Source organism: Pseudomonas sp. GL_091 (assembly GCF_057837725.1).
The window spans coordinates 398,960-423,357 of the sequence record NZ_CM174451.1; the positions used below are offsets into that span (position 1 = coordinate 398,960).

General features: G+C 60.6%; 16 protein-coding genes. 15 read left to right on the forward strand and 1 reads right to left on the reverse strand.

Annotated elements, in window-relative coordinates:
* Positions 1-148 precede the first annotated feature (148 nt).
* Positions 149-2,587: a penicillin-binding protein 1A gene (locus AC3ITY_RS01840; RefSeq protein ID WP_489310755.1), complete on the reverse strand. Its 2,439-nt coding sequence runs from the start codon at positions 2,585-2,587 to the stop codon at positions 149-151.
* 217 nt (positions 2,588-2,804) lie between these two features.
* Between AC3ITY_RS01840 and AC3ITY_RS01845 the strand changes: the two genes are divergently transcribed.
* The 15 genes from AC3ITY_RS01845 (at position 2,805) to gspE (ending at position 24,396) form a co-directional block, all read left to right on the forward strand.
* Positions 2,805-3,869: a pilus assembly protein PilM gene (locus tag AC3ITY_RS01845; RefSeq protein WP_489307309.1), complete on the forward strand. Its 1,065-nt coding sequence runs from the start codon at positions 2,805-2,807 to the stop codon at positions 3,867-3,869.
* Positions 3,869-4,435 (forward strand): PilN domain-containing protein, encoded by a 567-nt coding sequence (locus tag AC3ITY_RS01850; RefSeq protein ID WP_489307310.1) that lies wholly within the window; start codon positions 3,869-3,871, stop codon positions 4,433-4,435. Before AC3ITY_RS01845 ends, AC3ITY_RS01850 begins: the two co-directional genes overlap by 1 nt.
* Complete coding sequence (gene pilO, locus AC3ITY_RS01855) at positions 4,432-5,055, forward strand: type 4a pilus biogenesis protein PilO (protein ID WP_489307311.1); 624 nt, start codon at positions 4,432-4,434, stop codon at positions 5,053-5,055. Before AC3ITY_RS01850 ends, pilO begins: the two co-directional genes overlap by 4 nt.
* On the forward strand, positions 5,052-5,579 hold the full coding sequence (locus AC3ITY_RS01860; RefSeq protein WP_489307312.1) for a pilus assembly protein PilP: 528 nt from the start codon (positions 5,052-5,054) through the stop codon (positions 5,577-5,579). The genes pilO and AC3ITY_RS01860 overlap by 4 nt, the downstream gene beginning before the upstream one ends.
* Positions 5,580-5,592: 13 nt before the next feature.
* Positions 5,593-7,662 (forward strand): type IV pilus secretin PilQ, encoded by a 2,070-nt coding sequence (locus AC3ITY_RS01865; protein ID WP_489307314.1) that lies wholly within the window; start codon positions 5,593-5,595, stop codon positions 7,660-7,662.
* Positions 7,663-7,666: 4 nt separating this feature from the next.
* Complete coding sequence (gene aroK / locus AC3ITY_RS01870) at positions 7,667-8,185, forward strand: shikimate kinase AroK (RefSeq protein ID WP_057712350.1); 519 nt, start codon at positions 7,667-7,669, stop codon at positions 8,183-8,185.
* Positions 8,186-8,336: 151 nt separating this feature from the next.
* Positions 8,337-9,437 (forward strand): 3-dehydroquinate synthase, encoded by a 1,101-nt coding sequence (gene aroB, locus AC3ITY_RS01875; protein WP_489307316.1) that lies wholly within the window; start codon positions 8,337-8,339, stop codon positions 9,435-9,437.
* A gap of 10 nt (positions 9,438-9,447) precedes the next feature.
* Positions 9,448-11,037, forward strand: a complete 1,590-nt coding sequence (locus AC3ITY_RS01880; RefSeq protein ID WP_489307318.1) for an ExeA family protein — start codon at positions 9,448-9,450, stop codon at positions 11,035-11,037.
* A gap of 350 nt (positions 11,038-11,387) precedes the next feature.
* Positions 11,388-15,833: a glutamate synthase large subunit gene (gene gltB, locus AC3ITY_RS01885; RefSeq protein WP_223457619.1), complete on the forward strand. Its 4,446-nt coding sequence runs from the start codon at positions 11,388-11,390 to the stop codon at positions 15,831-15,833.
* Between the two features lie 32 nt (positions 15,834-15,865).
* Entirely contained in the window at positions 15,866-17,284 is a 1,419-nt protein-coding gene (locus tag AC3ITY_RS01890; protein ID WP_489307319.1) for an FAD-dependent oxidoreductase, read from the forward strand.
* Positions 17,285-17,537: 253 nt separating this feature from the next.
* Positions 17,538-18,605 (forward strand): uroporphyrinogen decarboxylase, encoded by a 1,068-nt coding sequence (gene hemE / locus AC3ITY_RS01895; protein WP_223457624.1) that lies wholly within the window; start codon positions 17,538-17,540, stop codon positions 18,603-18,605.
* 294 nt (positions 18,606-18,899) lie between these two features.
* Positions 18,900-20,366: an N-acetylglucosamine-binding protein GbpA gene (gene gbpA / locus AC3ITY_RS01900; protein WP_489307321.1), complete on the forward strand. Its 1,467-nt coding sequence runs from the start codon at positions 18,900-18,902 to the stop codon at positions 20,364-20,366.
* Positions 20,367-20,424: 58 nt separating this feature from the next.
* Positions 20,425-20,994 carry a type II secretion system protein N gene (locus tag AC3ITY_RS01905; protein WP_489307322.1) on the forward strand — a complete coding sequence of 190 codons (570 nt, stop codon included), beginning with the start codon at positions 20,425-20,427 and terminating at the stop codon, positions 20,992-20,994.
* 8 nt (positions 20,995-21,002) lie between these two features.
* Positions 21,003-22,919, forward strand: a complete 1,917-nt coding sequence (gspD, locus tag AC3ITY_RS01910; protein WP_489307323.1) for a type II secretion system secretin GspD — start codon at positions 21,003-21,005, stop codon at positions 22,917-22,919.
* Between the two features lie 4 nt (positions 22,920-22,923).
* Positions 22,924-24,396, forward strand: a complete 1,473-nt coding sequence (gene gspE, locus AC3ITY_RS01915; protein ID WP_489307324.1) for a type II secretion system ATPase GspE — start codon at positions 22,924-22,926, stop codon at positions 24,394-24,396.
* Positions 24,397-24,398: the final 2 nt, after the last annotated feature.

A 24,398-nucleotide genomic window follows, 5' to 3' on the forward strand; every position in this document is an offset into this window, starting at 1 on the left:
ACGCCGGTTTGTTAGATGTGTTTGCTCGCACGAACATCATCAACCAAATCGGCGTTCTTGTTTCTGTGTTTCCCGGGATTCCGTGAAGAACCAAAAAAAAGCCCCGCACTTCTTTCGAGGGCGGGGCTTTTTGCGATGGGTGGCAAGATCAGAATAGATCGATCGGTGCCGCTTCATCCGCTGGCAGCGGGCTGCCAGGTGCCAGGCCGTTGCCCAGTTCGTTCCCCGACGGTGGCGTATCTTCGACCTTGAACAGTTCGAAGTAGGCCCCCGGGGTGCCCGGGCTGGCTGCGCGGCCGCTGACCGGATCGACTCGCAGGCTGAGGATGCCTTCCGGCTCCGGTTGCGTATGCGGCGGTTTGCCTTTGAGCGCTGCGCCCATGTAGTTCATCCAGATCGGCAGCGCGACGGTGCCGCCGAATTCCTTGCGGCCCAGGCTTTCCGGTTGATCGAAACCGGTCCACACCGTCGTCACATAATCGGCGTTGTAACCGGAGAACCAGGCGTCCTTGGATTCGTTGGTCGTACCGGTCTTGCCGGCAATGTCCGGGCGACCCAGGGCCAGTGCACGGCGACCGGTGCCGAGCTTGATCACGTCCTCAAGCATGCTGTTGAGGATGTATGTGGTGCGCCCGTCAACGACGCGTTCGGCCACGGCGGGTGCTTGTGGCGCCTGCGTAGCGCCTGGGGCTTCGCCTGGCGTTGCGTTGACCGTGAAGGCTTGAGGGGCGGGCACGGCAATGCCATCGCTGGCCGCACCGCCCTGAGGCACGCTCGGCGGATTGGCGACGAACAGCGTGTCACCGTTGCGGCTTTCGATCTTGTCGATGATGTATGGTGTGATCTTGTAGCCGCCGTTGGCGAAAGTGCTCCAGCCGGTGGCGATTTCCATTGGCGTCAAGGTCGCGGTGCCCAGTGCCAGGGACAGGTTGGGTGGCAGGTCCTGTTTGTTGAAGCCGAAGCGCGTGATGTAGTCGATTGTCTTGCCGACGCCCATCGCTTGCAGCAAGCGGATCGACACCAGGTTGCGCGACTTGTACAGCGCTTCACGCAGGCGAATCGGGCCAAGGAAGGTGTTGGTGTCGTTCTTCGGACGCCAGACCTTGTCCAGATACTCGTCGACGAACACGATCGGTGCGTCGTTCACCAGGCTGGAGGCGGTGTAGCCGCTATCCAGTGCGGCAGCGTAGACGAAGGGTTTGAAGCTCGAACCCGGCTGGCGCTTGGCCTGCAATGCGCGGTTGTAGTTGCTCTGCTCGAAGGCGAAACCACCGACCAGCGAACGAATGGCACCGTTCTGTGGGTCCAGGGATACCAGCGCGCCCTGGGCCTGCGGGATCTGGCTGAATTTCAGCGAATTGTCCGGCTGACGCTGCACGCGAATCAGATCGCCGACCTGGGTCACGTCCGATGGTTGTTTCGGGTTGGCGCCCATGCTGTTGGTATTCAGGAACGGCCGGGCCCACTTCATGGTGTCCCAGCTCACGTGTTCCTGGCCGGTGCGGGTCAGCACTTGCAGGCCGTTCTTGTCGACCTGGGTCACGATGGCCGGTTCCAGGCCGCTGATGGTGCGCTGTTTGGTCAGCTCGGTTGCCCAGGCTTCGCGAGTCTTGCCCGGCAGTCGCGACTCTGGCCCGCGATAGCCGTGGCGCTGATCGTAGGTCATCAGGCCTTCATGGACCGCAGTGTTGGCCAGTTCCTGGAGGTCGCTCGGCACCGTGGTGGTGACGCGGAAGCCTTCGGTATAGGCGTCGCTGCCATAACGCCCGACCATTTCGGCACGGGCCATTTCGGCGATGTACGGGGCGTTCACTTCCGGGGTCGGCACGTGATAGCTGGCGTTCAGCGGTTCGTTGATCGCCGCGGTGTAGTCGGCCTCGCTGATTTTTCCGAGCTTGTACATGCGCCCCAGGATCCAGTCGCGACGTTCCTTGCTGCGCGCCGGGTTGGCCAGCGGGTTGAAGCGCGACGGCGCCTTGGGCAGGCCGGCGATCATCGCCATCTGCGCCAGGCTGACATCGCGGATCGATTTGCCGTAATAGACCTGTGCCGCCGCCTCGATGCCGTAGGCACGGTTACCCAGATAGATCTTGTTGACGTACAGCTCGAGGATCTCGTCCTTGGTCAGCTGCCGTTCGATCTGCAGGGCCAGCAGGATCTCGGTGGTCTTGCGCGAAAAGCTGCGTTCGCTGCTCAGGAAGAAGTTCTTCGCCACCTGCATGGTGATCGTGCTGCCGCCGGACTGGATGTGTCCGCTTTTGATCAGCTGGGTCGCGGCACGCATCAGGCTGCTCGGATCGACGCCGTAGTGGTTGGCGAAATTGTCGTCTTCAGCACTTAGTAACGCATTGATGAAGTTGGGGGGAATGTCGGCGAAACGGATCGGTGTACGGCGCATTTCGCCAAATTCTGCGATCAACTTGTTATCGCTGCTGTAGACCCGCAAAGGGATCTGCAACTGGATGCTTCTCAGCGCCTCCACGGACGGTAGTCCGGGACTAAGGTAAAGGTACGCCCCGCTCAGACCCAGAAGGAGTCCGCAGAAAACCGCGACGATGGACCAACCGAAAAACTTCAGCAGACGAATCAAGGCTTTTGGATATCCAGGGCAAAAATGAATTGGGCAACAGGGTTCAGGCTAAATGAGAACGACCCGCGCTTGAGCAAATGCGGAAAAAAAACGCTGGGCATTATAAGCATTTTTCTTATCGGGAGCGTCATTGGCGCTGCTGTCAAGACGGGTGGATTGAACGCAATGGATATTGCAGAGTCCGTAACTCACGGAAAGTCATAGGGAATTGGTAGTGCTAGGACTCTTCAACAAAAAATCCAATACGCTCCTGGGAATCGACATCAGCTCCACCTCGGTGAAACTTCTTGAGTTGAGCCGTCAGGGCGAGCGCTACCGGGTCGAGGCCTATGCGGTCGAGCCGTTGCCGGTCGGCGCGGTGATCGAGAAGAATATCGCCGAGCTCGAAGGCGTGGGGCTGGCCCTCGCGCGCGCGCTGGCCAAGGCCAGAACCGGCCTCAAGAACGTGGCCGTGGCCGTGGCGGGTTCAGCGGTGATCACCAAGACCATCGAGATGGATGCCGGTCTTTCCGAGGACGAGATGGAAAGCCAGCTGAAGATCGAGGCTGATCAGTACATTCCTTATCCGCTGGACGAAGTCGCGATCGACTTTGAAGTCCAGGGCACCTCCGTGCGCAATCCGGATCGCGTCAACGTGTTGCTAGCCGCTTGCCGCAAGGAAAACGTCGAAGTCCGCGAGGCAGCCCTGGCCCTGGCGGGGCTGACCGCCCGCGTGGTCGATGTCGAGGCCTACGCGCTGGAGCGCTCATTCGGGTTGCTGGCCAGTCGGCTCGCGGTTGCCGAGGAGCGTTTGACGGTCGCAATGGTGGACATCGGCGCCACCATGACCACCCTGAGCGTGCTGCGCAACGGGCGGATTATCTACACCCGCGAACAACTGTTCGGCGGTCGGCAGTTGACCGAGGAAATCCAGCGTCGCTATGGCCTTACGCTGGAGCAGGCGGGGCTGGCGCAAAAGCAGGGCGGTCTGCCGGATGACTATGCCGGTGAGGTCTTGCAGCCATTTCGAGAGGCGCTTGTGCAGCAGGTGTCGCGCTCGTTGCAATTCTTCTTTGCCTCAGGCCAATACAGCGCCGTCGACCATGTCCTGCTGGCCGGCGGTACCGCGTCGATCCAGGGGCTGGACCGTTTGATCGAGCAGCAATTGGGTACGCCGACCCAGGTCGCGAACCCTTTTTCTGAAATGACTCTGGGCAGCAAGGTCAATAGTGCTGCCCTGGCGAGTGATGCCCCGGCGTTGATGATCGCCTGCGGTCTGGCCCTCAGGAGCTTTGACTGATGGTACGGATCAACCTTTTACCCTGGCGCGAGGAGCGGCGTGAAGTCCGCCGCAAGCACTTCCTGCTGGTTCTGGTGGCCGTGATGGTGGGCACGATAGGCGCGGTGCTGGTTGCGAACCAGACCATCAGCGGTGCCATCGACCGGCAGGTCGCCCGTAACGATTACATCGGCAAGCAAGTCGCCGTGGTCGATGAGCGGATCAAGCAGATCAATGATCTCAAGGCGCGCCGCCAGCAACTGGTCGAGCGCATGCGCACCATCCAGGACCTGCAAGGCAATCGCCAAATCAGCGGGCGAATATTTGACCAGTTGGCGCGAGCACTGCCCGACGGCGTGTATTTCACCGAAGTGAAAATGACCGCAAAGACCTTGTCCATCACCGGCGCTGCGCAATCCAACAACCGTGTTTCAGACTTGATGCGCAACCTCGAGGCATCGGACTGGTTCGATGCGCCGAGCCTGACCGAAGTCAAGGCCACAGCTGCCGGCCAGGTGCAGCAGGCCAACGTCTTCCGGTTGACCGTTCGCCAGACTCAGCCCGCAACACCGGAGGGGGGCAAATGAGTCCGTCCGAATGGTTCGAAGGGCTGCGCAAGATCGACATCAATGACCTGGATACCAGCAACATGGGTTCCTGGCCGCCGGCGATCAAGTTTCTGGTGGCTGGTTTGATCGTGCTGCTGGTGCTGGCCCTGGGCTATAACTTTTCCACCCGCGACCTTGTGAGCCAGCTCGATCTCAAGCGCGAGGAAGAGTCGACACTCAAGGAACAGTTCGCCGACAAAGCCCGCATGGCGGCGAATCTGGATCTCTACACCCAGCAGTTGAAGGAGATGGAGAACGCCTTCGGCGTGCTGTTGCGGCAACTGCCCGGCGACACCGAAGTGCCCGGCTTGCTGGAAGACATCACGCGTACGGGCCTGGGCAGTGGCCTGGAGTTCGAAGAGATCAAGCTGCTGCCGGAGGTCGCCCAGCCGTTCTACATCGAACTGCCGATCCAGATCACGGTCACCGGGGATTATCACGACCTGGCCACCTTCGTCAGTGGTGTGGCCGGATTGCCGCGAATCGTCACCTTGCACGACTTCGACCTTGCCCCCGTCAGCCCCGAGGGTGGTCCGAAACTGCGCTTGAGCATCCTCGCCAAGACCTACCGCTACAACGACAAGGGACAGCATCAATGAGCCCGGCACGTTGTTTTTCGGTGGTGGTGTTGCTGTCTGCCCTATCCGGTTGTGGCGCAGGCGATGACTACAACGATCTGGATGCGTACATGAACGAAATGCGCCTGCATGGGCCGGGCAGGATTGAACCAACGCCGGTATTCCGGTCTTACCCGACATTCACTTACAACGCGGCGAATCTGCGCAGCCCGTTTTCGCCACAAATCAGCACTGATCTGGCGGCCCAGCGGCGGGGTTCGCGTAACGTCAAACCCGACCCGGGGCGGGTCAGGCAATACCTCGAAGGCTTCAACATCGAGCAGTTTGAAATGGTCGGCACCCTTTCCAATGCAACGGGCTCCTATGCCCTGCTGCGCGGGGCGGGTGGGGTGCACCGGCTGAAAGTCGGCGATTACCTGGGGCGTAACGACGGACGGATCGTTGCGATCAGCGGCTCGCAAGTCGATGTGGTTGAAATTGTCCCTGATGGTCTGGGCGCGTGGCTGGAGCGTCCCCGGACCATCCCTTTGAAAGAGCACTCATAGTGGAACTCCAATAATGAACAGGATTCTCTCCACCGTCGGCCTTTCGCTATGGATAGCGTTGTTGTCGCCGATGGTACAAGCGGCCAATCTCAAGGCGCTGGATGTCGCTGCGCTGCCGGGTGACCGTGTCGAGTTGAAGTTGTCGTTCGATGAGCCGCCCCCGGTGCCCCGCGGCTACACGACGGAGTCGCCGGCCCGGATTGCCCTGGATTTACCGGGTGTCGCCAGTCAGCTGGCCAGCAAGACTCGCGATCTCGGCAGTGGAAATGCCCGTAGTGCAACGGTGGTGGAAGCCGGGGACCGTACGCGATTGATCATCAACCTGACCCGGCCGGCCCCGTACGACTCACGAATTGAAGGCAACAATTTGCTGATAGTTGTCGGGCAGGGGGGTAAACCGTCAACATCCAGGCAGACGGCCACAGCAATGCCGGTTCCGGCACGAGCCGCCGCGACGACAGGCAAGGCCATTCGAGGTGTGGATTTCCAGCGGGGAACCCAGGGCGAAGGCAACGTGGTGATCGACTTGTCGGATCCGTCGATTGCGCCCGACATACAAGAGCGCGAGGGCAAGATCATCGTCGGATTTGCCAAAACCCGATTGCCCGAGCCGTTGCGCGTGCGTCTGGACGTGAAGGATTTCGCCACGCCAGTGCAGTTCGTCAATGCCAGCGCGAGCGGCGATCGAGCCATCATCAGCATTGAACCCGGAGGCACATTCGATTACTCGACCTATCAGACTGACAATAAGCTCACGGTCAGCGTTCGCCCGGTGACGGTCGACGAGTTGCAAAAGCGCAATGCCGGGCAACAGGCCTACAGCGGCGAAAAGCTATCGCTGAATTTCCAGGACATCGATGTGCGCTCGGTGCTGCAACTGATCGCCGATTTCACCAACCTCAATCTGGTGGCCAGCGACACGGTCCAGGGGGGAATTACCCTGCGCTTGCGGAACGTGCCGTGGGATCAGGCGCTGGATCTGGTGCTGAAAACCAAGGGGCTGGATAAGCGCAAGGTCGGTAATGTCCTGCTTGTTGCGCCGGCCGATGAAATTGCTGCCCGTGAGCGTCAGGAGCTCGAATCGCAGAAGCAGATTGCCGATCTGGCACCGTTGCGACGGGAACTGTTACAGGTGAATTACGCCAAGGCGGCGGACATCGCCAAGCTCTTTCAGTCGGTGACCAGTGCCGAAGCGAAACCCGACGAACGGGGGTCGATCACCGTCGATGAGCGCACCAACAACATCATTGCCTACCAGACCCAGGACCGGCTGGACGAGCTGCGCAGGATCGTCACGCAGCTGGATATCCCGGTGCGTCAGGTGATGATCGAGGCGCGCATTGTCGAAGCCAACGTCGACTATGACAAAAGCCTCGGGGTGCGCTGGGGCGGTTCGATACAGAACAGGGGCAACTGGAACACCTCCGGCGTCAGCAACGGACTCAATGGGTCATCGACCATTGGCACGCCCGGCAGTACCAGCACCAACTCACCGTTCGTCGACATGGGCGTAGCCAACAACACCTCGGGAATCGGCATCGCGTTCATCACCGATAACGTCTTGCTGGACCTGGAGCTGACGGCGATGGAAAAAACCGGTAACGGGGAAATCGTCTCGCAGCCCAAGGTGGTCACGTCCGACAAGGAAACCGCGAAAATCCTCAAGGGCACCGAGATTCCCTATCAGGAAGCCAGTTCCAGCGGCGCGACTTCAGTGTCGTTCAAGGAGGCTTCGCTGTCGCTGGAGGTGACGCCGCAGATCACGCCCGACAACCGGATCATCATGGAGGTCAAGGTGACCAAGGACGAACCGGACTTCCTGAACAAGGTCCAGGATGTACCGCCCATCAAGAAAAACGAAGTCAACGCCAAGGTCCTGGTCAACGATGGCGAGACCATCGTCATTGGCGGCGTTTTCTCAAATACTCAAAGCAAGGTTGTAGATAAGGTGCCATTTCTTGGCGATGTGCCGTATCTTGGCCGCCTTTTCCGGCGTGATGTGGTTTCGGAGAAAAAATCCGAGCTGTTGGTATTCCTCACTCCGCGTATCATGAATAATCAGGCGATTGCTGTGAGTCATTGATTCTGTGCGAAATTTGATTCTTGTTGGACCGATGGGTGCTGGAAAAAGCACCATCGGCCGGTTGCTGGCCAAAGAGCTGCGCCTGCCATTCAAAGATTCCGATAAGGAAATTGAATTGCGCACGGGCGCCAATATCCCTTGGATCTTCGATAAAGAAGGCGAGCCGGGCTTTCGTGATCGCGAGCAGGCAATGATTGCCGAGCTGTGCGATTGCGACGGTGTGGTGCTGGCGACAGGCGGGGGCGCAGTCATGCGCGAAGCCAATCGACGGGCACTGCATGCCGGTGGGCGGGTGGTTTATCTGCATGCGTCGGTCGAGCAGCAGGTCGGCCGCACGTCCCGCGACCGCAATCGTCCATTGTTGCGTACCGCCGATCCGGCCAAGACCCTTCGGGATCTGTTGGCGATCCGCGATCCGCTTTATCGGGAAATTGCCGACCTGGTGGTCGAAACCGATGAGCGGCCGCCACGAATGGTCGTACTCGACATTCTAGAGCGCTTGCAGCAGTTGCCACCCCGTTAAAGCGTCGCGCGAAATGCGCTATCCTCGGCGTCCCGCCATGACCGCTCAAGGTTGTGGCGGATGGCTACGGAACGGCGTCACACCAGCAGAGGCCGTGGATATTCGTTAACTCAAGGCAGAACGCCTGATTCCATCTTCACTGTGGGGACACATGCAGACACTCAAGGTCGATCTAGGCGAGCGCAGCTACCCGATTTATATTGGCGAAGGTTTGTTGGATCAGCCCGAGCTGCTGGCCCCGCACATTCGCGGACGGCAAGTAGCGATCATCTCCAACGAGACTGTTGCGCCGCTCTATCTCGAGCGTCTGACCCGCAGCCTGGCGCAGTTCTCGGTGATTTCCGTGGTACTGCCGGACGGTGAAGCCTTCAAGACCTGGGAAACCCTGCAGCTGATTTTCGATGGTCTGCTGACCGCCCGGCATGACCGCCGCACCACGGTGATCGCCCTTGGCGGCGGTGTGATCGGTGACATGGCCGGCTTTGCCGCCGCCTGCTACCAGCGCGGCGTCGATTTCATTCAGGTTCCGACCACGCTGCTGTCGCAGGTCGACTCCTCGGTGGGTGGCAAGACCGGGATCAACCATCCGCTGGGTAAGAACATGGTCGGCGCCTTCTATCAGCCGAACGTGGTGCTGATCGATACCGCCAGCCTCAATACCCTGCCGGCGCGCGAGCTGTCCGCCGGACTGGCCGAAGTCATCAAGTACGGGCTGATCTGCGATGAGCCGTTCCTGACCTGGCTCGAAGACAACGTCGACCGCCTGCGCAATCTGGACCAGCAAGCCCTGACCTATGCCATCGAACGCTCTTGCGCAGCCAAGGCGGCGGTGGTCGGTGCCGATGAGAAAGAGACGGGCGTTCGTGCCACATTGAACCTGGGCCACACGTTTGGCCACGCCATCGAAACCCACATGGGCTATGGTGTATGGCTTCACGGTGAGGCGGTGGCTGCTGGCACCGTAATGGCGCTGGAAATGTCCACGCGACTGGGCTGGATCAGCGAGCAGGAGCGCGATCGTGGCATTCGTCTGTTCCAGCGTGCGGGGCTGCCGGTCATTCCGCCAGAAGAGATGACAGAAGCCGATTTCCTCGAACATATGTCCATTGATAAAAAAGTGATCGACGGTCGTTTGCGCCTGGTGCTGCTGCGCCACATGGGTGAAGCGGTGGTGACCGACGATTATCCGAAAGAGGTTCTACAGGCCACGCTGGGGGCAGACTACCGCGCCCTGGCCCAGCTTAAAGGTTAATAAGAACACGATGACTAGTTTGCATGCCGACGAGGCTTTCCTCGGCCATTACCAGTTGAGTCATGACCCTTTTGCTCCACGGGTGCCTGGCTTCAAATTTTTCCCGGCCCAGCGCAAACCCGTGCTGGGGCAACTGCATCACCTGGCGCGTTATAGCCAGTTGTTGCTGGTGGTCACTGGCCCTCAGGGCAGTGGCAAGACTCTATTGCGCCAGGCCCTGGTGGCCAGCACCAATAAGCAATCGGTACAGAGTGTGGTGGTTTCCGCCCGTGGTGCCGGTGATGCGGCGGGCATCCTGCGCCAGGTCGCCCAGGCGCTGAACGTGGCCCACGCTGAGATCGACACGATCCTGGGTCAGGTGGTGCAGCTAGCGCTTACCGGTCAGGAAGTCTATTTGCTGGTGGATGATGCCGAGCAGCTCGACGAGTCTGCGCTCGAAGCCTTGATGGGCCTGGCTGCTGGTGCGCCGGAAGGGCGGCCCCATGTGTTCCTGTTCGGCGAGTCGTCGCTGATCGCTCAGCTTGATGCTTTGCACCTTGAGGAAGAGCGTTTTCACGTCATCGAGTTGCAGCCCTACACCGAAGAAGAGACTCGCGAATATCTGGATCAACGGCTTGAGGGGGCGGGTCGGGGGATCGAACTTTTCACCGCGGATCAGATCTCTGATATTCACGAAAGCTCCGACGGTTGGCCTGGCAACATCAACCAGGTTGCCCGCGATGCAATGATCGAAGCCATGATTGCCAGCCGCTCAGCGGTGAAGCGTCCAAAAATGGGGTTCAATATGCCGAAGAAACACGTATTGGCGATTTCCGCCGTCGTCGTGGTCGCGGTAGCTGCCGCCTGGTTGATGCCGGGTCGCAACAAGGCACCGACCACAGGTGCACCGTCCAACGAACAGGCGCAATTGCCGCTTGGTCAGGGGCAGCCAACAGCAAATGGCGGTGCTCCAGCCGTCGAATTCGCCGGCAACACGCAGCCGATGCCATTGCCGTTGGTCGGTAACTCGCAACCGGTCATGCGCGGTCCGCTGGCTGAAGCGGCGGGTGGCATTACCGAGGGCGACGACGGCGTGCCGGTTGAAGGCTCCAGCGCCACACCGCCGACGGTGACCACCACTGCGCCGCCTGTTGGCGTTCCTGCCGGCCCTGCGCCGACGCCAGCGGCCAAGCCAACGCCTGCGCCGACTCAGGTCGCCACCGCCAAGCCAGCGCCTGCTCCAGTGGCCAAGCCTGCTCCAGCCCCAGCCAAGCCAGCCGTTGCTGCGGCGGCCAAGCCTGCCGAGAAACCGGCTCCGGCGGCCAAGGCTGCTGGCGGCACCTGGTACGCCGGTCAGGCACCGGGTAACTACGTGGTGCAAATCCTCGGCACCAGCTCCGAAGCGTCCGCACAAAACTTCGTCAAGGAGCAGGGCGGCGAGTACCGTTACTTCAAGAAAGTCCTCAACGGCAAACCGCTTTACGTCATCACCTACGGTAACTTCGCCAGTCGCGATGCAGCCGTAACCGCCATCAAGGCCTTGCCAGCGAAGGTTCAGGCTGGTAAACCTTGGCCTCGCTCTGTCGCCAGCGTCCAACAGGAACTGGCAACAGCTCGCTGAAGATTCGGCGGCCTTACCCAGGCCGCCTCTCCAAGCACCTCAAAATTTCTACAAGCGCATGCCGCCTCTTCAGGCCGCGTGCCTTGTGGTGTCTGCGTCACAGTAGTCTTTGAGTCGTTGCGGTCAAAATTTAAAAAAGTTTTGACTAGCACAGCAGTTCGCTTTAAACCTTTCATAAATGCGACATAGATTTGCGACATTTCGTCGTCAAATTTGTGAGCCTCTGTGTCGGTGTGTACAATGACCTCCCTTTTGCCCCCGCAAAGCTGGCGTACGTTCGGCGCGGTTGGTAAGTGGTTGAATTGAAAAGAAATTTGCTTCGCGAGAAGCAGCCTGGTGAGAAAGTGTCTATGAAAGCAGGTCTGTACCAACCAGATGAATTCAAGGATAACTGCGGTTTCGGCCTGATTGCTCATATGCAGGGCGAGCCCAGTCATACCCTTTTGCAAACGGCCATCGAGGCCCTGACCTGCATGACCCACCGCGGTGGGATTAATGCCGACGGCAAGACCGGTGACGGTTGCGGTCTGCTGATTCAAAAGCCGGACGTGTTCCTGCGAGCCATCGCCCGGGAAACGTTCGGCGTCGAAATGCCCAAGCAATATGCAGTGGGCATGGTCTTCTTCAACCAGGACCCAGTCAAAGCCGAAGCCGCTCGCGAGAACATGAACCGCGAGATCCTGGCCGCCGGCCTGCAGCTGGTTGGCTGGCGCAAAGTGCCGATCGACACCAGCGTCCTCGGCCGCCTGGCCCTTGAGCGCCTGCCGCAGATCGAGCAAGTGTTCATCGGCGGTGAAGGCCTGAGCGATCAGGACATGGCCGTCAAGCTGTTCACCTCCCGTCGTCGTTCGTCCGTGGCCAACGCCGCTGACACCGACCACTACGTCTGCAGCTTTTCCCACAAGACCATCATTTACAAAGGCCTGATGATGCCGGCGGACTTGACCGCCTTCTATCCGGACCTGAGTGATGAGCGCCTGCAAACCTCGATTTGCGTGTTCCACCAGCGCTTCTCCACCAACACCCTGCCGAAATGGCCGCTGGCTCAACCGTTCCGCTTCCTGGCGCACAACGGCGAGATCAACACCATCACCGGCAACCGCAACTGGGCCGTGGCCCGTCGCACCAAGTTCACCAACGATCTGATGGACCTGGAAGAGCTCGGCCCGCTGGTCAACCGCGTCGGTTCCGACTCTTCAAGCATGGACAACATGCTGGAGCTGATGGTCACCGGTGGCATCGACCTGTTCCGCGGCGTGCGGATGATCATTCCGCCTGCGTGGCAGAACGTCGAGACCATGGACCCGGATCTGCGTGCGTTCTACGAATACAACTCGATGCACATGGAACCGTGGGACGGCCCGGCCGGCGTGGTAATGACCGACGGTCGTTACGCGGTGTGCCTGCTCGACCGTAACGGTCTGCGTCCGGCGCGTTGGGTCACCACCAAGAACGGCTTCATCACCCTGGCCTCGGAAATCGGTGTCTGGAACTACCAGCCTGAAGACGTGATCGCCAAGGGCCGTGTGGGACCTGGCCAGATCTTCGCTGTGGACACTGAAACCGGCCAGATCCTCGACACCGATGCGATCGACAACCGCCTGAAGTCCCGTCATCCGTACAAGCAATGGCTGCGCAAGAACGCCCTGCGCATCCAGGCGACCATGGAAGACAACGACCACGGTTCGGCGTTCTACGACGTCGATCAGCTCAAGCAATATATGAAGATGTACCAGGTCACGTTCGAAGAGCGCGACCAGGTGCTGCGTCCACTCGGCGAACAGGGCTACGAAGCCGTGGGCTCGATGGGCGACGATACGCCGATGGCCGTGCTGTCCCAGCGCGTGCGCACGCCGTACGACTATTTCCGCCAGCAGTTCGCGCAGGTCACCAACCCGCCGATCGACCCGCTGCGTGAAGCCATCGTCATGTCGCTGGAAATCTGCCTCGGTGCCGAGCGCAACATTTTCCAGGAGTCGCCGGAACACGCTTCGCGCGTGATCCTCAGCTCGCCGGTCATTTCCCCGGCCAAGTGGCGCTCGCTGATGAACCTCGATCGTCCGGGCTTCGAACGCGCGATCATCGACCTCAACTACGACGAAAGCGTCGGCCTCGAAGCGGCGATCCGCAACGTTGCCGATCAGGCTGAAGAAGCCGTGCGCGCCGGTCGTACCCAGGTTGTGCTGAGTGACCGTCACATTGCCCCGGGCAAGCTGCCGATCCACGCTTCGCTCGCCACCGGCGCGGTGCACCACCGCCTGACCGAAAAAGGCCTGCGTTGCGACTCCAACATCCTGGTGGAAACCGCGACCGCTCGCGATCCGCATCACTTCGCCGTGTTGATCGGTTTCGGTGCCTCTGCCGTTTATCCGTTCCTGGCCTACGAAGTGCTGGGCGACCTGATCCGTACTGGTGAAGTGCTGGGCGACCTCTACGAGGTGTTCAAGAACTACCGTAAAGGCATCACCAAGGGTTTGCTCAAGATTCTGTCGAAGATGGGCATCTCGACCATCACTTCGTACCGCGGTGCGCAGTTGTTCGAGGCCATCGGCCTGTCTGAGGAAGTCTGCAACCTGAGCTTCCGTGGCGTGCCGAGCCGTATCAAGGGTGCGCGTTTCGTCGACATCGAAGCCGAGCAGAAAGCCCTGGCCACCGAAGCCTGGAGCCCGCGCAAGCCGATCCAGCAAGGCGGCCTGCTGAAGTTCGTCCACGGTGGCGAATACCACGCCTACAACCCGGACGTGGTCAACACCCTGCAGGCCGCCGTGCAGCAGGGCGACTACAGCAAGTTCAAGGAATACACGTCGCTGGTGGACAACCGCCCGGTGTCGATGATCCGCGACCTGCTGAAAGTCAAAACCCTCGACACTCCATTGGATATCAGCGAGATCGAACCACTGGAATCGGTGCTCAAGCGCTTTGACTCCGCCGGTATTTCCCTGGGCGCCCTGTCGCCGGAAGCTCACGAAGCCCTGGCCGAAGCCATGAACCGCCTCGGTGCGCGTTCCAACTCCGGTGAAGGCGGCGAAGACCCTGCGCGCTACGGCACCATCAAGAGCTCGAAAATCAAGCAGGTTGCCACCGGCCGTTTCGGTGTGACCCCGGAATACCTGGTCAACGCTGAAGTGCTGCAGATCAAAGTCGCTCAGGGCGCCAAGCCCGGCGAAGGTGGTCAGCTGCCAGGCGGCAAGGTCAACGGTCTGATCGCCAAGCTGCGTTATGCAGTGCCGGGCGTGACCCTGATTTCGCCACCACCGCACCACGACATCTACTCGATCGAAGACTTGTCGCAGCTGATTTTCGACCTGAAGCAAGTCAACCCGAAGGCTCTGGTCTCGGTGAAGCTGGTAGCAGAAGCGGGCGTCGGCACCATCGCCGCCGGTGTGGCCAAGGCCTACGCGGACCTGATCACCATCTCCGGCTACGACGGCGGCACCGGTGCATCGCCGCTGACCTCGATCAAATACGCTGGCGCTCCGTGGGAACTCGGCCTGGCCGAAACCCACCAGACCCTGCGCGGCAACGACCTGCGTGGCAAAGTCCGGGTACAGACCGACGGCGGCCTGAAAACCGGCCTCGACGTGATCAAGGCGGCCATCCTCGGCGCTGAAAGCTTCGGCTTCGGCACCGCGCCAATGATCGCCCTGGGCTGCAAATACCTGCGCATCTGCCACCTGAACAACTGCGCCACCGGCGTCGCGACTCAGAACGAGAAGCTGCGCAAGGATCACTACATCGGTACCGTCGACATGGTGGTGAACTTCTTCACCTACGTCGCCGAGGAAACCCGTGAGTGGCTGGCCAAGCTGGGCGTGCGCTCCCTCGAAGAGCTGATCGGCCGTACCGATCTGCTGGAAGTCCTCGAAGGCCAGACCGCCAAGCAGCATCACCTGGACCTGACCCCGTTGCTGGGCAGCGACCACGTGCCGGCGGACAAGCCGCAGTTCTGTGGCGTTGAGCGCAACCCGCCGTTCGACAAGGGCCTGCTGGCCGAGAAAATGGTCGACATGGCCACCTCGGCGATCAACGACCTGAGCGGCGCTGAATTCGCCCTGGATATCTGCAACTGCGACCGTTCCATCGGCGCACGGATCTCCGGCGAAATCGCGCGCAAGCATGGCAACCAGGGCATGGCCAACGCGCCGGTCACGTTCCGCTTCAAAGGCACGGCCGGGCAGAGCTTCGGCGTGTGGAACGCCGGCGGCCTGAACATGTACCTGGAAGGCGACGCCAACGACTACGTCGGCAAGGGCATGACCGGCGGCAAGCTGGTGATCGTTCCGCCGAAGGGCAGCGTCTACCGCACTCAGGACAGTGCCATCATCGGCAACACCTGCCTGTACGGCGCCACTGGCGGCAAGCTGTTCGCTGCTGGCACCGCGGGCGAGCGTTTCGCCGTGCGTAACTCCGGTGCCCACACCGTCGTGGAAGGCACTGGCGATCACTGCTGCGAGTACATGACCGGTGGTTTCGTCTGCGTATTGGGCAAGACCGGTTACAACTTCGGTTCTGGCATGACTGGCGGTTTCGCCTACGTGCTCGACCAGGACAACAGTTTCGTTGACCGGGTCAACCACGAACTGGTGGAAATCCAGCGGATCAGCGGCGAGGCGATGGAAGCCTACCGCAGCCACCTGCAACGCGTGCTGAACGAGTACGTCGAGGAAACCGACAGCGAGTGGGGTCGTGAACTCGCCGAGAACCTCGATGATTACGTGCGTCGTTTCTGGCTGGTCAAGCCCAAGGCTGCCAACCTGAAGTCGTTGCTTTCCAGCACCCGTGCCAACCCGCAGTGATATGCGCCTGAAGAGTTTGATGAGGTTTTAAAATGGCTGAACGTCTGAATAATGACTTCCAGTTCATCGAGGTCGGGCGCAAGGATCCGAAGAAGAAACTGTTGCGTCAACGCAAGAAAGAGTTCGTGGAAATCTACGAACCCTTCAAACCCCAGCAGTCGGCCGACCAGGCCCACCGCTGCCTGGGTTGCGGTAACCCGTATTGCGAATGGAAGTGCCCGGTGCACAACTTCATTCCCAACTGGCTGAAACTGGTGGCCGAGGGCAACATCCTCCAGGCCGCCGAGCTGTCGCACCAGACCAACACCCTGCCGGAAGTCTGCGGCCGGGTGTGCCCGCAGGACCGTCTCTGCGAGGGTGCCTGCACCCTCAACGACGGCTTCGGCGCGGTGACCATCGGTTCGGTGGAGAAGTACATCACCGACACCGCGTTCGCCATGGGCTGGCGCCCGGACATGTCCAAGGTCAAGCCGACCGGTAAGCGCGTCGCGATAATCGGTGCCGGGCCTGCGGGCCTGGGCTGTGCCGACGTGCTGGTGCGCGGCGGCGTGACCCCGGTAGTGTTCGACAAGAACCCGGAAATCGGTGGCCTGCTGACCTTCGGCATCCCCGAGTTCAAGCTGGAAAAGACTGTGCTGAGCAATCGTCGCGAAGTCTTTACCGGCATGGGTATCGAGTTCCGCCTCAACACCGAGGTGGGCAAGGACGTGACCATGGAGCAACTGCTCGAAGAATACGATGCCGTATTCATGGGCATGGGCACCTACACCTACATGAAGGGCGGTTTTGCCGGTGAGGACCTGCCGGGCGTGTACGACGCACTGGACTTCCTGATCGCCAACGTCAACCGCAACCTGGGCTTTGAAAAGTCGCCGGCAGACTTCGTCGACATGAAAGGCAAGAAGGTCGTGGTTCTCGGCGGTGGCGACACGGCGATGGACTGCAACCGTACTTCGATCCGCCAGGGCGCCAAGTCGGTGACCTGCGCCTATCGTCGTGACGAAGCGAACATGCCTGGCTCGCGCAAAGAGGTGAAGAACGCCAAGGAAGAAGGCGTGAAGTTCCTCTACAACCGCCAGCCGATCGCCATTGTCGGTGAAGACAAGGTCGAAGGTGTGAAGGTGGTCGAGACCCGTCTCGGCGAGCCGGACGCCCGTGGCCGTCGCAGCCCCGAGCCGATCCCGGGCTCCGAAGAGATCATCCCGGCCGACGCCGTGGTCATCGCTTTCGGTTTCCGCCCAAGCCCGGCACCGTGGTTCGAACAGTTCGAGATCCAGACCGACAGCCAGGGCCGTGTTGTGGCGCCTGAGCAAGGTCAGTACAAGCACCAGACCAGCAACCCGAAAATCTTCGCCGGTGGCGACATGGTGCGCGGTTCGGACCTGGTGGTGACGGCGATCTTTGAAGGCCGTAATGCGGCGGAAGGGATTCTGGATTATCTGGGGGTCTAAACCCTGATCCTGAGCCGAATGCAGTAAAAATGTGGGAGCGGGCTTGCTCGCGAAGAGGGAGTGTCAGTCGACAGTTTTGTTGCCTGACACACCGCATTCGCGAGCAAGCCCGCTCCCACAGTTGTTTCGCGGTGTTGCTAAACTTCGTATTTCATTGCGACAAATTGACCCGATAGACAAAAGCCTCCGCTCTTGCCGTGCCTTTTGCGCCCGGCTCTGAGAAAATGCCCGTACTTTTTTTCCGGATGCCGACATGACTGCCCTGAAGAACGACCGTTTCCTGCGCGCCCTGCTCAAGCAACCCGTAGACGTCACCCCTGTGTGGATGATGCGTCAGGCCGGTCGCTACCTGCCTGAATATCGCGCCAGCCGTGCCAAGGCCGGCGATTTCATGAGCCTGTGCATGAACCCGGCGTTCGCTTGCGAAGTCACGATGCAGCCGCTCGACCGCTACCCACAACTGGACGCGGCGATCCTCTTTTCCGACATCCTGACCATCCCCGATGCCATGGGCCAAGGCCTGTACTTCGAAACCGGCGAAGGTCCGCGCTTCAAGAAAGTCGTCAGCACCCTGGCTGACATCGAAGCCCTGCCGATTCCTGATCCACAGAAAGACCTGGGCTACGTGATGGACGCGGTCAGCACCATCCGCCGCGAACTGAACGGCCGCGTGCCGCTGATCGGTTTCTCCGGCAGCCCGTGGACCCTGGCGACCTACATGGTCGAAGGCGGCTCGTCGAAAGACTTCCGCAAGACCAAGGCCATGCTGTATGACAACCCGCAAGCCATGCACCTGCTGCTGGATAAGCTGGCGCAATCGGTAACCTCGTACCTCAATGGCCAGATCATGGCCGGTGCGCAAGCGGTGCAGATTTTCGACACCTGGGGCGGCAACCTTTCGGCAGCGGCGTACCAGGAGTTTTCCCTGGCCTACATGAAGAAAATCGTCAGCGGCCTGATCCGCGAGCACGAAGGCCGCAAGGTGCCGGTGATCCTGTTCACCAAGAACGGCGGCCTGTGGCTGGAAAGCATCGCCGACGCCGGTGCTGATGCATTGGGTCTGGACTGGACCTGCGATATCGGCAACGCCCGTGCCCGTGTTGGTGACAAGGTGGCGCTGCAAGGCAACATGGACCCGACCGTGCTCTACGCCAAACCGGAAGCCATTCGCGCAGAAGTCGGGCGTATTCTGGCCAGCTACGGCAAAGGCAGCGGCCACGTGTTCAACCTCGGCCATGGCATCACGCCGGAAGTCGATCCGGAACACGCCGGTGCATTCCTGCGTGCCGTGCATGAATTGTCGGCGCAATATCACGAATAACGGTCAGCGCCGTTTTCCAGAAGCCTGTCCCGCCTCGTGTCGGACAGGCTTTTTTATGACTTACAGAAATACAGCCCGGATAAAGCGTTTCTTCCTGTAAGAGTGTTTCCTTTCTTTGTCGGAAAATCGAAGGCGCAGACTATTCCCGCCTGGTTCGATGATTACTCCTACATAGAACTCTTCTTCATCCCCGTAAGGTTCCAGACCCCTGTTCAGCGCAACGCTGAACAATAACGAAGGGAACATCGCCGCCTGCAAGGTGCGATGTTTTCGATAAGCAGTCTGGAATACATCATGAAAATTACATTTGATAAAAGAAGTGCTTTAACGGCCTGCACTTCATCAATGATCCTGTTATCGGCAATGCTGGCCTCTCAAACCGTTTCCGCCCATGGCTATCTGGAAGTGCCGCCTTCGCGTGCGCTGGCTTGCCAGAAAGGTTTGAACACCAACTGCGGTGGCGCCCAGTACGAGCCGCAGAGTGTTGGTGAAACCTTCAAGGGCTTTCCGGCAGGCGTCGGCGGTGCTCCCTTGCAGGGGCCGGTCGATGGCAAGATCGCCAGCGGTGGTCATGCGCTGTTCTCTGCCATGGATGCACAGTCCGCCACCCGCTGGCACCTGACGGAAATCAAGGACCGCAACATCGATTTCAAATGGCATTACACAGCGGTTCACCCAGCGACCAAGCACGAATATTTCATCACCCGCAACGGCTGGAACCCGAATGAGTCGCTCAAGCGCGCCACCTTTGAAAGCACGCCGTTCTGCACCATCGACGGCGGCAATCAGCGTCCGCAGTCCAGCGACAAGCACAACTGCAACATTCCGTCAGACAAGTCTGGCCATCATGTCGTCCTGGCCATCTGGACCGTGGGCGATACCGATGCCGCGTTCTACAACGCTACGGATCTGAACATCCTGGCGGAGCCTGAGCTGCCTGGCGGCTGGTCCTCCGTAGGTAACATTGCTCCTTCGACTGCGCTGCTGGTGGGCGACAAGGTCAAGGCCCGCGCGTTCACCGCCAATGGCGAGAGCCCGGACTACAGCGTCGAAATCAGCATCGATAACGCTGAAGACGGCACACCGCAAAACTGGTCGTTCAAGCTGGCCGAAAAAATCAACCAGACCCACACCCTTGTTCGCGCCGGTATCCGCGACAAAAGTGGCAATGTCGAGCCGGTCAAAGGCACCAACAGCCTCTACGCACAAAAAGAAAGCGGAGTGGTCCGCTACGAAGTGCAACTGGACATGAAGGAAGACACCGCTGCGCGCATGGCGGTGGCCTCGCAGCAAGCCGAATACGTTCTGGATAAAGGCCGGACGAAGGTCGAGTTCAGCATGATCGCGAACCGTGCGATGAACGTCGAAGCCACCTTGCTCGACCAGAGCAACAAACCGGTAGGCACCGCGTCGGCACAAGTGGCCAGCGGCTCCACCTGGCTGTCCATGGATGTGCGCAGCAACCCGGGCGCACACACCCTGACTCTGGTCGGCACCACCCTGGATGGCCGTACCACCCGCCAGGATACCCAGACCACCCAGATGACTGGTGAAGGCGCCGGCATCGAATACGACTTCGTGTTCCCTGAAGGCCTCAGCGGCTACACCGCCGGCACCAAGGTGCTGCAGCCGAAGACCAACGAAGTCTTTGAGTGCAAGCCGTTCCCTGAGTCGGGTTTCTGCAAGCAGTACAGCCCCTCCGCCAACGGCTTCGAACCGGGTAGCGGTGCTCACTGGCACATGGCGTGGAACAAGTTGTAAGTCCTCGCAACTGGCTTCAGGCGGCCTGAAAAAGGTCGCCTGAAGCCAGGCGCCTCTGTTGAGTATCGAGTTGAAAATGAAGGTTTCGAAGTTCTCCGGACAACGCTTTCGGGCATGCCTGAGCAGCGTTTGTTGGCTCGCGTTGCCAGTGGGCGGCGCGGTGTTTCTGGCGTGGCAGGAAAGGGAATTTCGCGAGCATCTGGCTTCACCGTCGCCCGACATTGCAACCCTGGTGACGGTGCCTGTACGTGAGCCGCTCGAACGCGAGCCGCTCGAAACAGCATCGATTGCCATCGTGTTCGGCCTGACGACGGAGGCCACACCGCAGCCCAGCGCCGAGCCGCTGACTTTGCAAGCGAGCTTTGTCAGCAACGGATTATCCAAGGCACTGCTGGCCAATGCACAAGGCTCTCGTCTCTATCAGGTGGGTGAGCGCTTGCCTGGCGGCAGCGTCCTGCGTCGTATCGAGACCCACCAGGTTGCACTGTGGAACAAGGGGCGAGAAGAGCTGCTAACGCTCGTGCCTTCTGGAGCACGTTTTCTGAAGGGACTCGAATCATCCGTCGATTCTCAACCGGTTACCACGACCACGCGTTTTTTACGCCCGCTCTCCGGGCAACCAGAGTGATGAATTTCATGAACAGCTTCGTCGGCGCGCATTGGTTGCGCTCCATGCTTCTGCTTGCCGTTTTGGCGGCTGCAGCCTCTTCGGGCACGCTTCGCGCCGAAGAAAAATGGCAGCTGGCGATGAACAACGCTGAGCTGCGCGACATCGTCGAAGAGATCTCCAACATTCTCGGGACCACTGTGGTGCTGGACCCAAAAGTCTCCGGTCGAGTCACGGTCATGTCCCGGCAGGCCCTCGATCGCGAAGGGGTGCGCCGGTTGTTCTATTCGGTGCTCGACGCCCACAACTTCACGGTGATCGATGAGGGCGACCGGATTCTCATCGCCCCGGTTGCCGAGGCCAAGACCCGGGCCGGCCAGGGCACGGTGAAAACCACTACGGCGTCGCAGTTCGTGACCGAAGTCATCGGCTTGAACACCAGCAGCGCCACCGATATTGCCGGGCTGGTGCGACCGTTGGTGTCTGCCAATGGTTATGTCGGCCCCTCGGTGTCGGCCAATGCGTTGGTGCTGACTGATACGGCTGCCAATGTAAAGCGTATTGCCCGGGTGATACGCGAACTGGACTCCGGTCAGAACAACCTGCACGCGGTGGTTCAGCTCAAGCATGCCCAGGCGGGCGATGTCGCGCCGGTGATAGAGGCGTCCATGGGCAAGCGCAATGCCGAGTCAGCGATACAGGTACTGGCCGACACCAGGACCAATCGCCTGATCTTCATCGGCCCGCCAGTCATTCGCCAGCGCTTGATCGAACTGGCCCGAGGTCTCGATACGCCGGCCACCACGACGCTCGACAATGCCCGGGTGATTCGCCTGCGTCACAGCGATGCCAAACAGTTGGCCGAGATACTGGAGTCGATGGGGCAGGGCAGAAAACTGGCGCCCGCCGCCGGCAACGCCAAGGACGCGTCTGGCGGTGCAGCCTTCATGATCAAGGCCGACGAAAGCCAGAACGCGCTGGTGCTGATTGCCGAACCGGCGCAGGTACGGACCATCGAAAACATCGTGCGTCAGCTGGACCAGCCACGAGCCCAGGTGTTGATCCATGCCGCCATTGTCGAAATCTCCGGCGACATCGCCGAGGCCGTCGGCGTGCAGTGGAACCTCAACACAGGCGACGCCAAGGGCTTCATCAACTTTCCCGGCACCGACATTCCGATCGTCGGCGGGCTGAAGTTCGACGAGAAAAGATCGGCGCCGGAAGGGGCGATCCTGCAACTGGGCAGCGACCGCTTCGGTGCGCTGATTTCGGCGTTGGCCAGCAACACCCACAGCAACCTGCTGTCCACGCCAAGCCTGTTGACCCTGGACAATCAGGAAGCCGAGATCATCGTCGGCCAGAACGTGCCGTTCAAGACCGGTTCCTACGCCACCAACAGCAACGGTGCGGAGAATCCGTTCACCACCGTCGAGCGCAAGGACGTCGGCATCAGCCTGAAGATCAAGCCTTACATCAACGAAGGCTCGACGTTGCGCCTGGAGGTGGAACAGGAAGTGTCGGACATCGCACCGTCGGTGTCGGGCATTGATTCCTCGGACCTGATCACCAACAAGCGAGCGCTCAAGAGCACCATCCTCGCCGACGATGGCGAAATCATCGTGATCGGCGGCCTGATCAGGGACAGCGTGCGCACCCAGAAAAGCGGCGTGCCGCTGCTGCGTGACATTCCCTACCTCGGCGCGATGTTTCGCTGGAGCCGCGACACCCAGACCAAAAGCAACCTGATGGTGTTCTTGCGCCCGACCATCGTGCGCAGCAAGGAAGACCTGTCCCAGGTCAGCCAGCAGCGTTACAACGCGCTGCGTGACTTGAGCAAATCAGGGGCGGGGGAAAACAACTCGTTGTTGCTGCCATCCGAGGCGCGCGGGTTGTTCGAACCGGCCAGCGATGCGCCAGTGTTCGATTTGCGCAGCAAGGCGCAGTGAATCCATGAGCGAACTCTGTGAGCAATTGCCCTTCGGCTTCGCACGGCGTTTTGGTGTGTTGCTGGAGCATGACGGCGACGTCCTGCGACTTGCCCTGCGTGCCGATGCGCCGCTCACCGCATTGGCGGAAGCGCGCCGGGTGTGCGGGCGGGCATTGCCGTTTCAAATCGTCGGGGCCGATGAGTACGCCTCGCGCCTGGCGGCGGCCTATCGCGAGGGGCACAGCGCGGTGGAGCAAGTTGCCCAAGGGCTGGACGAAGAGCTGGATTTGCTCAGCCTGGTCGATCAGGTCCCGCAAACCGCCGACCTGCTGGAGCAACAGGGCGACGCACCGATCATTCGCCTGATCAACGCGCTGCTCGGTGAAGCGGTGCGTGAGCATGCCTCGGATGTGCACCTGGAAACCTTCGAGCAGTACCTGTCGGTGCGCATGCGGGTGGATGGCCAGCTGCGTGAAATGCTCAGGGCCAAGCGCGAACTGGCAACGCTGCTGGTGTCGCGGATCAAGGTCATGGCGCGCCTGGACATCGCGGAAAAACGCGTGCCCCAGGATGGGCGAATGGCTTTGCGCCTGGCCGGACACGAAGTCGACGTGCGGGTCTCGACGCTGCCTTCGGCACATGGCGAACGGGTGGTGCTGCGCCTGCTCGACAAGCAGGCCGGGCGCCTGGACCTGCATCGGCTGGGCATGCCGGACGATACCCTAGCGGCCCTGCGCCAGTTGTTGGGCAAACCCCACGGCATCCTGTTGGTGACCGGGCCGACCGGTTCCGGCAAGACCACCAGCCTGTACGCCGCGCTGAGTAGCCTGAACGACCAGACTCGTAACATTCTCACGGTCGAAGACCCGATCGAGTATCACCTGCCGGGTGTCGGCCAGATGCCGGTCAATCCGAAGGTCGACATGACCTTCGCCCGGGGCCTGCGGGCGATTTTGCGCCAGGATCCGGACGTGGTGATGGTTGGCGAAATCCGTGACCGCGAAACCGCCGAGATCGCTGTCCAGGCGTCTTTGACCGGGCATCTGGTGCTCTCGACCCTGCACACCAACAGCGCGGCCGGCGCGGTCACGCGGCTGGTGGACATGGGCGTCGATGCCTATTTGCTGGCGTCCTCGCTGGTGGGCATTCTGGCCCAGCGCCTGCTGCGCACTTTGTGCCCCCATTGCAAGGTTTCGTACCTCGCCGACGCAGCGGCCTGCCAGCGCCTGGGGCTCGACACGAGCACGCCGCACACCCTGTTCAAGGCCTCGGGCTGTGAACAGTGCCAGCACGGCTATCGCGGACGCGTCGGCATTTACGAACTGATCAGCGTGACACCCGCCGTCTCGGCGCTGATCCATCAGGGCGCCCGCGAGCAAATCCTCGTCGACGAAACGCGCAAGGTCTCGCGCAGCCTGTTCCAGGACGGGCGCCAGCGGGTGCTGGAAGGATCGACCAGCCTCGATGAGTTGCTGCGTGTGACCCAGGAGAACTGACC

Bases quoted from the DNA above. Each gene is read 5' to 3' on its own strand.
- AC3ITY_RS01850 (WP_489307310.1), top strand. From the start codon at position 3,869: ATGGTACGGATCAACCTTTTACCCTGGCGCGAGGAGCGGCGTGAAGTC.
- pilO (WP_489307311.1), top strand. From the start codon at position 4,432: ATGAGTCCGTCCGAATGGTTCGAAGGGCTGCGCAAGATCGACATCAAT.
- AC3ITY_RS01860 (WP_489307312.1), top strand. From the start codon at position 5,052: ATGAGCCCGGCACGTTGTTTTTCGGTGGTGGTGTTGCTGTCTGCCCTA.
- AC3ITY_RS01865 (WP_489307314.1), top strand. From the start codon at position 5,593: ATGAACAGGATTCTCTCCACCGTCGGCCTTTCGCTATGGATAGCGTTG.
- aroB (WP_489307316.1), top strand. From the start codon at position 8,337: ATGCAGACACTCAAGGTCGATCTAGGCGAGCGCAGCTACCCGATTTAT.
- AC3ITY_RS01880 (WP_489307318.1), top strand. From the start codon at position 9,448: ATGACTAGTTTGCATGCCGACGAGGCTTTCCTCGGCCATTACCAGTTG.
- gltB (WP_223457619.1), top strand. From the start codon at position 11,388: ATGAAAGCAGGTCTGTACCAACCAGATGAATTCAAGGATAACTGCGGT.
- AC3ITY_RS01890 (WP_489307319.1), top strand. From the start codon at position 15,866: ATGGCTGAACGTCTGAATAATGACTTCCAGTTCATCGAGGTCGGGCGC.
- hemE (WP_223457624.1), top strand. From the start codon at position 17,538: ATGACTGCCCTGAAGAACGACCGTTTCCTGCGCGCCCTGCTCAAGCAA.
- gbpA (WP_489307321.1), top strand. From the start codon at position 18,900: ATGAAAATTACATTTGATAAAAGAAGTGCTTTAACGGCCTGCACTTCA.
- gspD (WP_489307323.1), top strand. From the start codon at position 21,003: ATGAACAGCTTCGTCGGCGCGCATTGGTTGCGCTCCATGCTTCTGCTT.
- gspE (WP_489307324.1), top strand. From the start codon at position 22,924: ATGAGCGAACTCTGTGAGCAATTGCCCTTCGGCTTCGCACGGCGTTTT.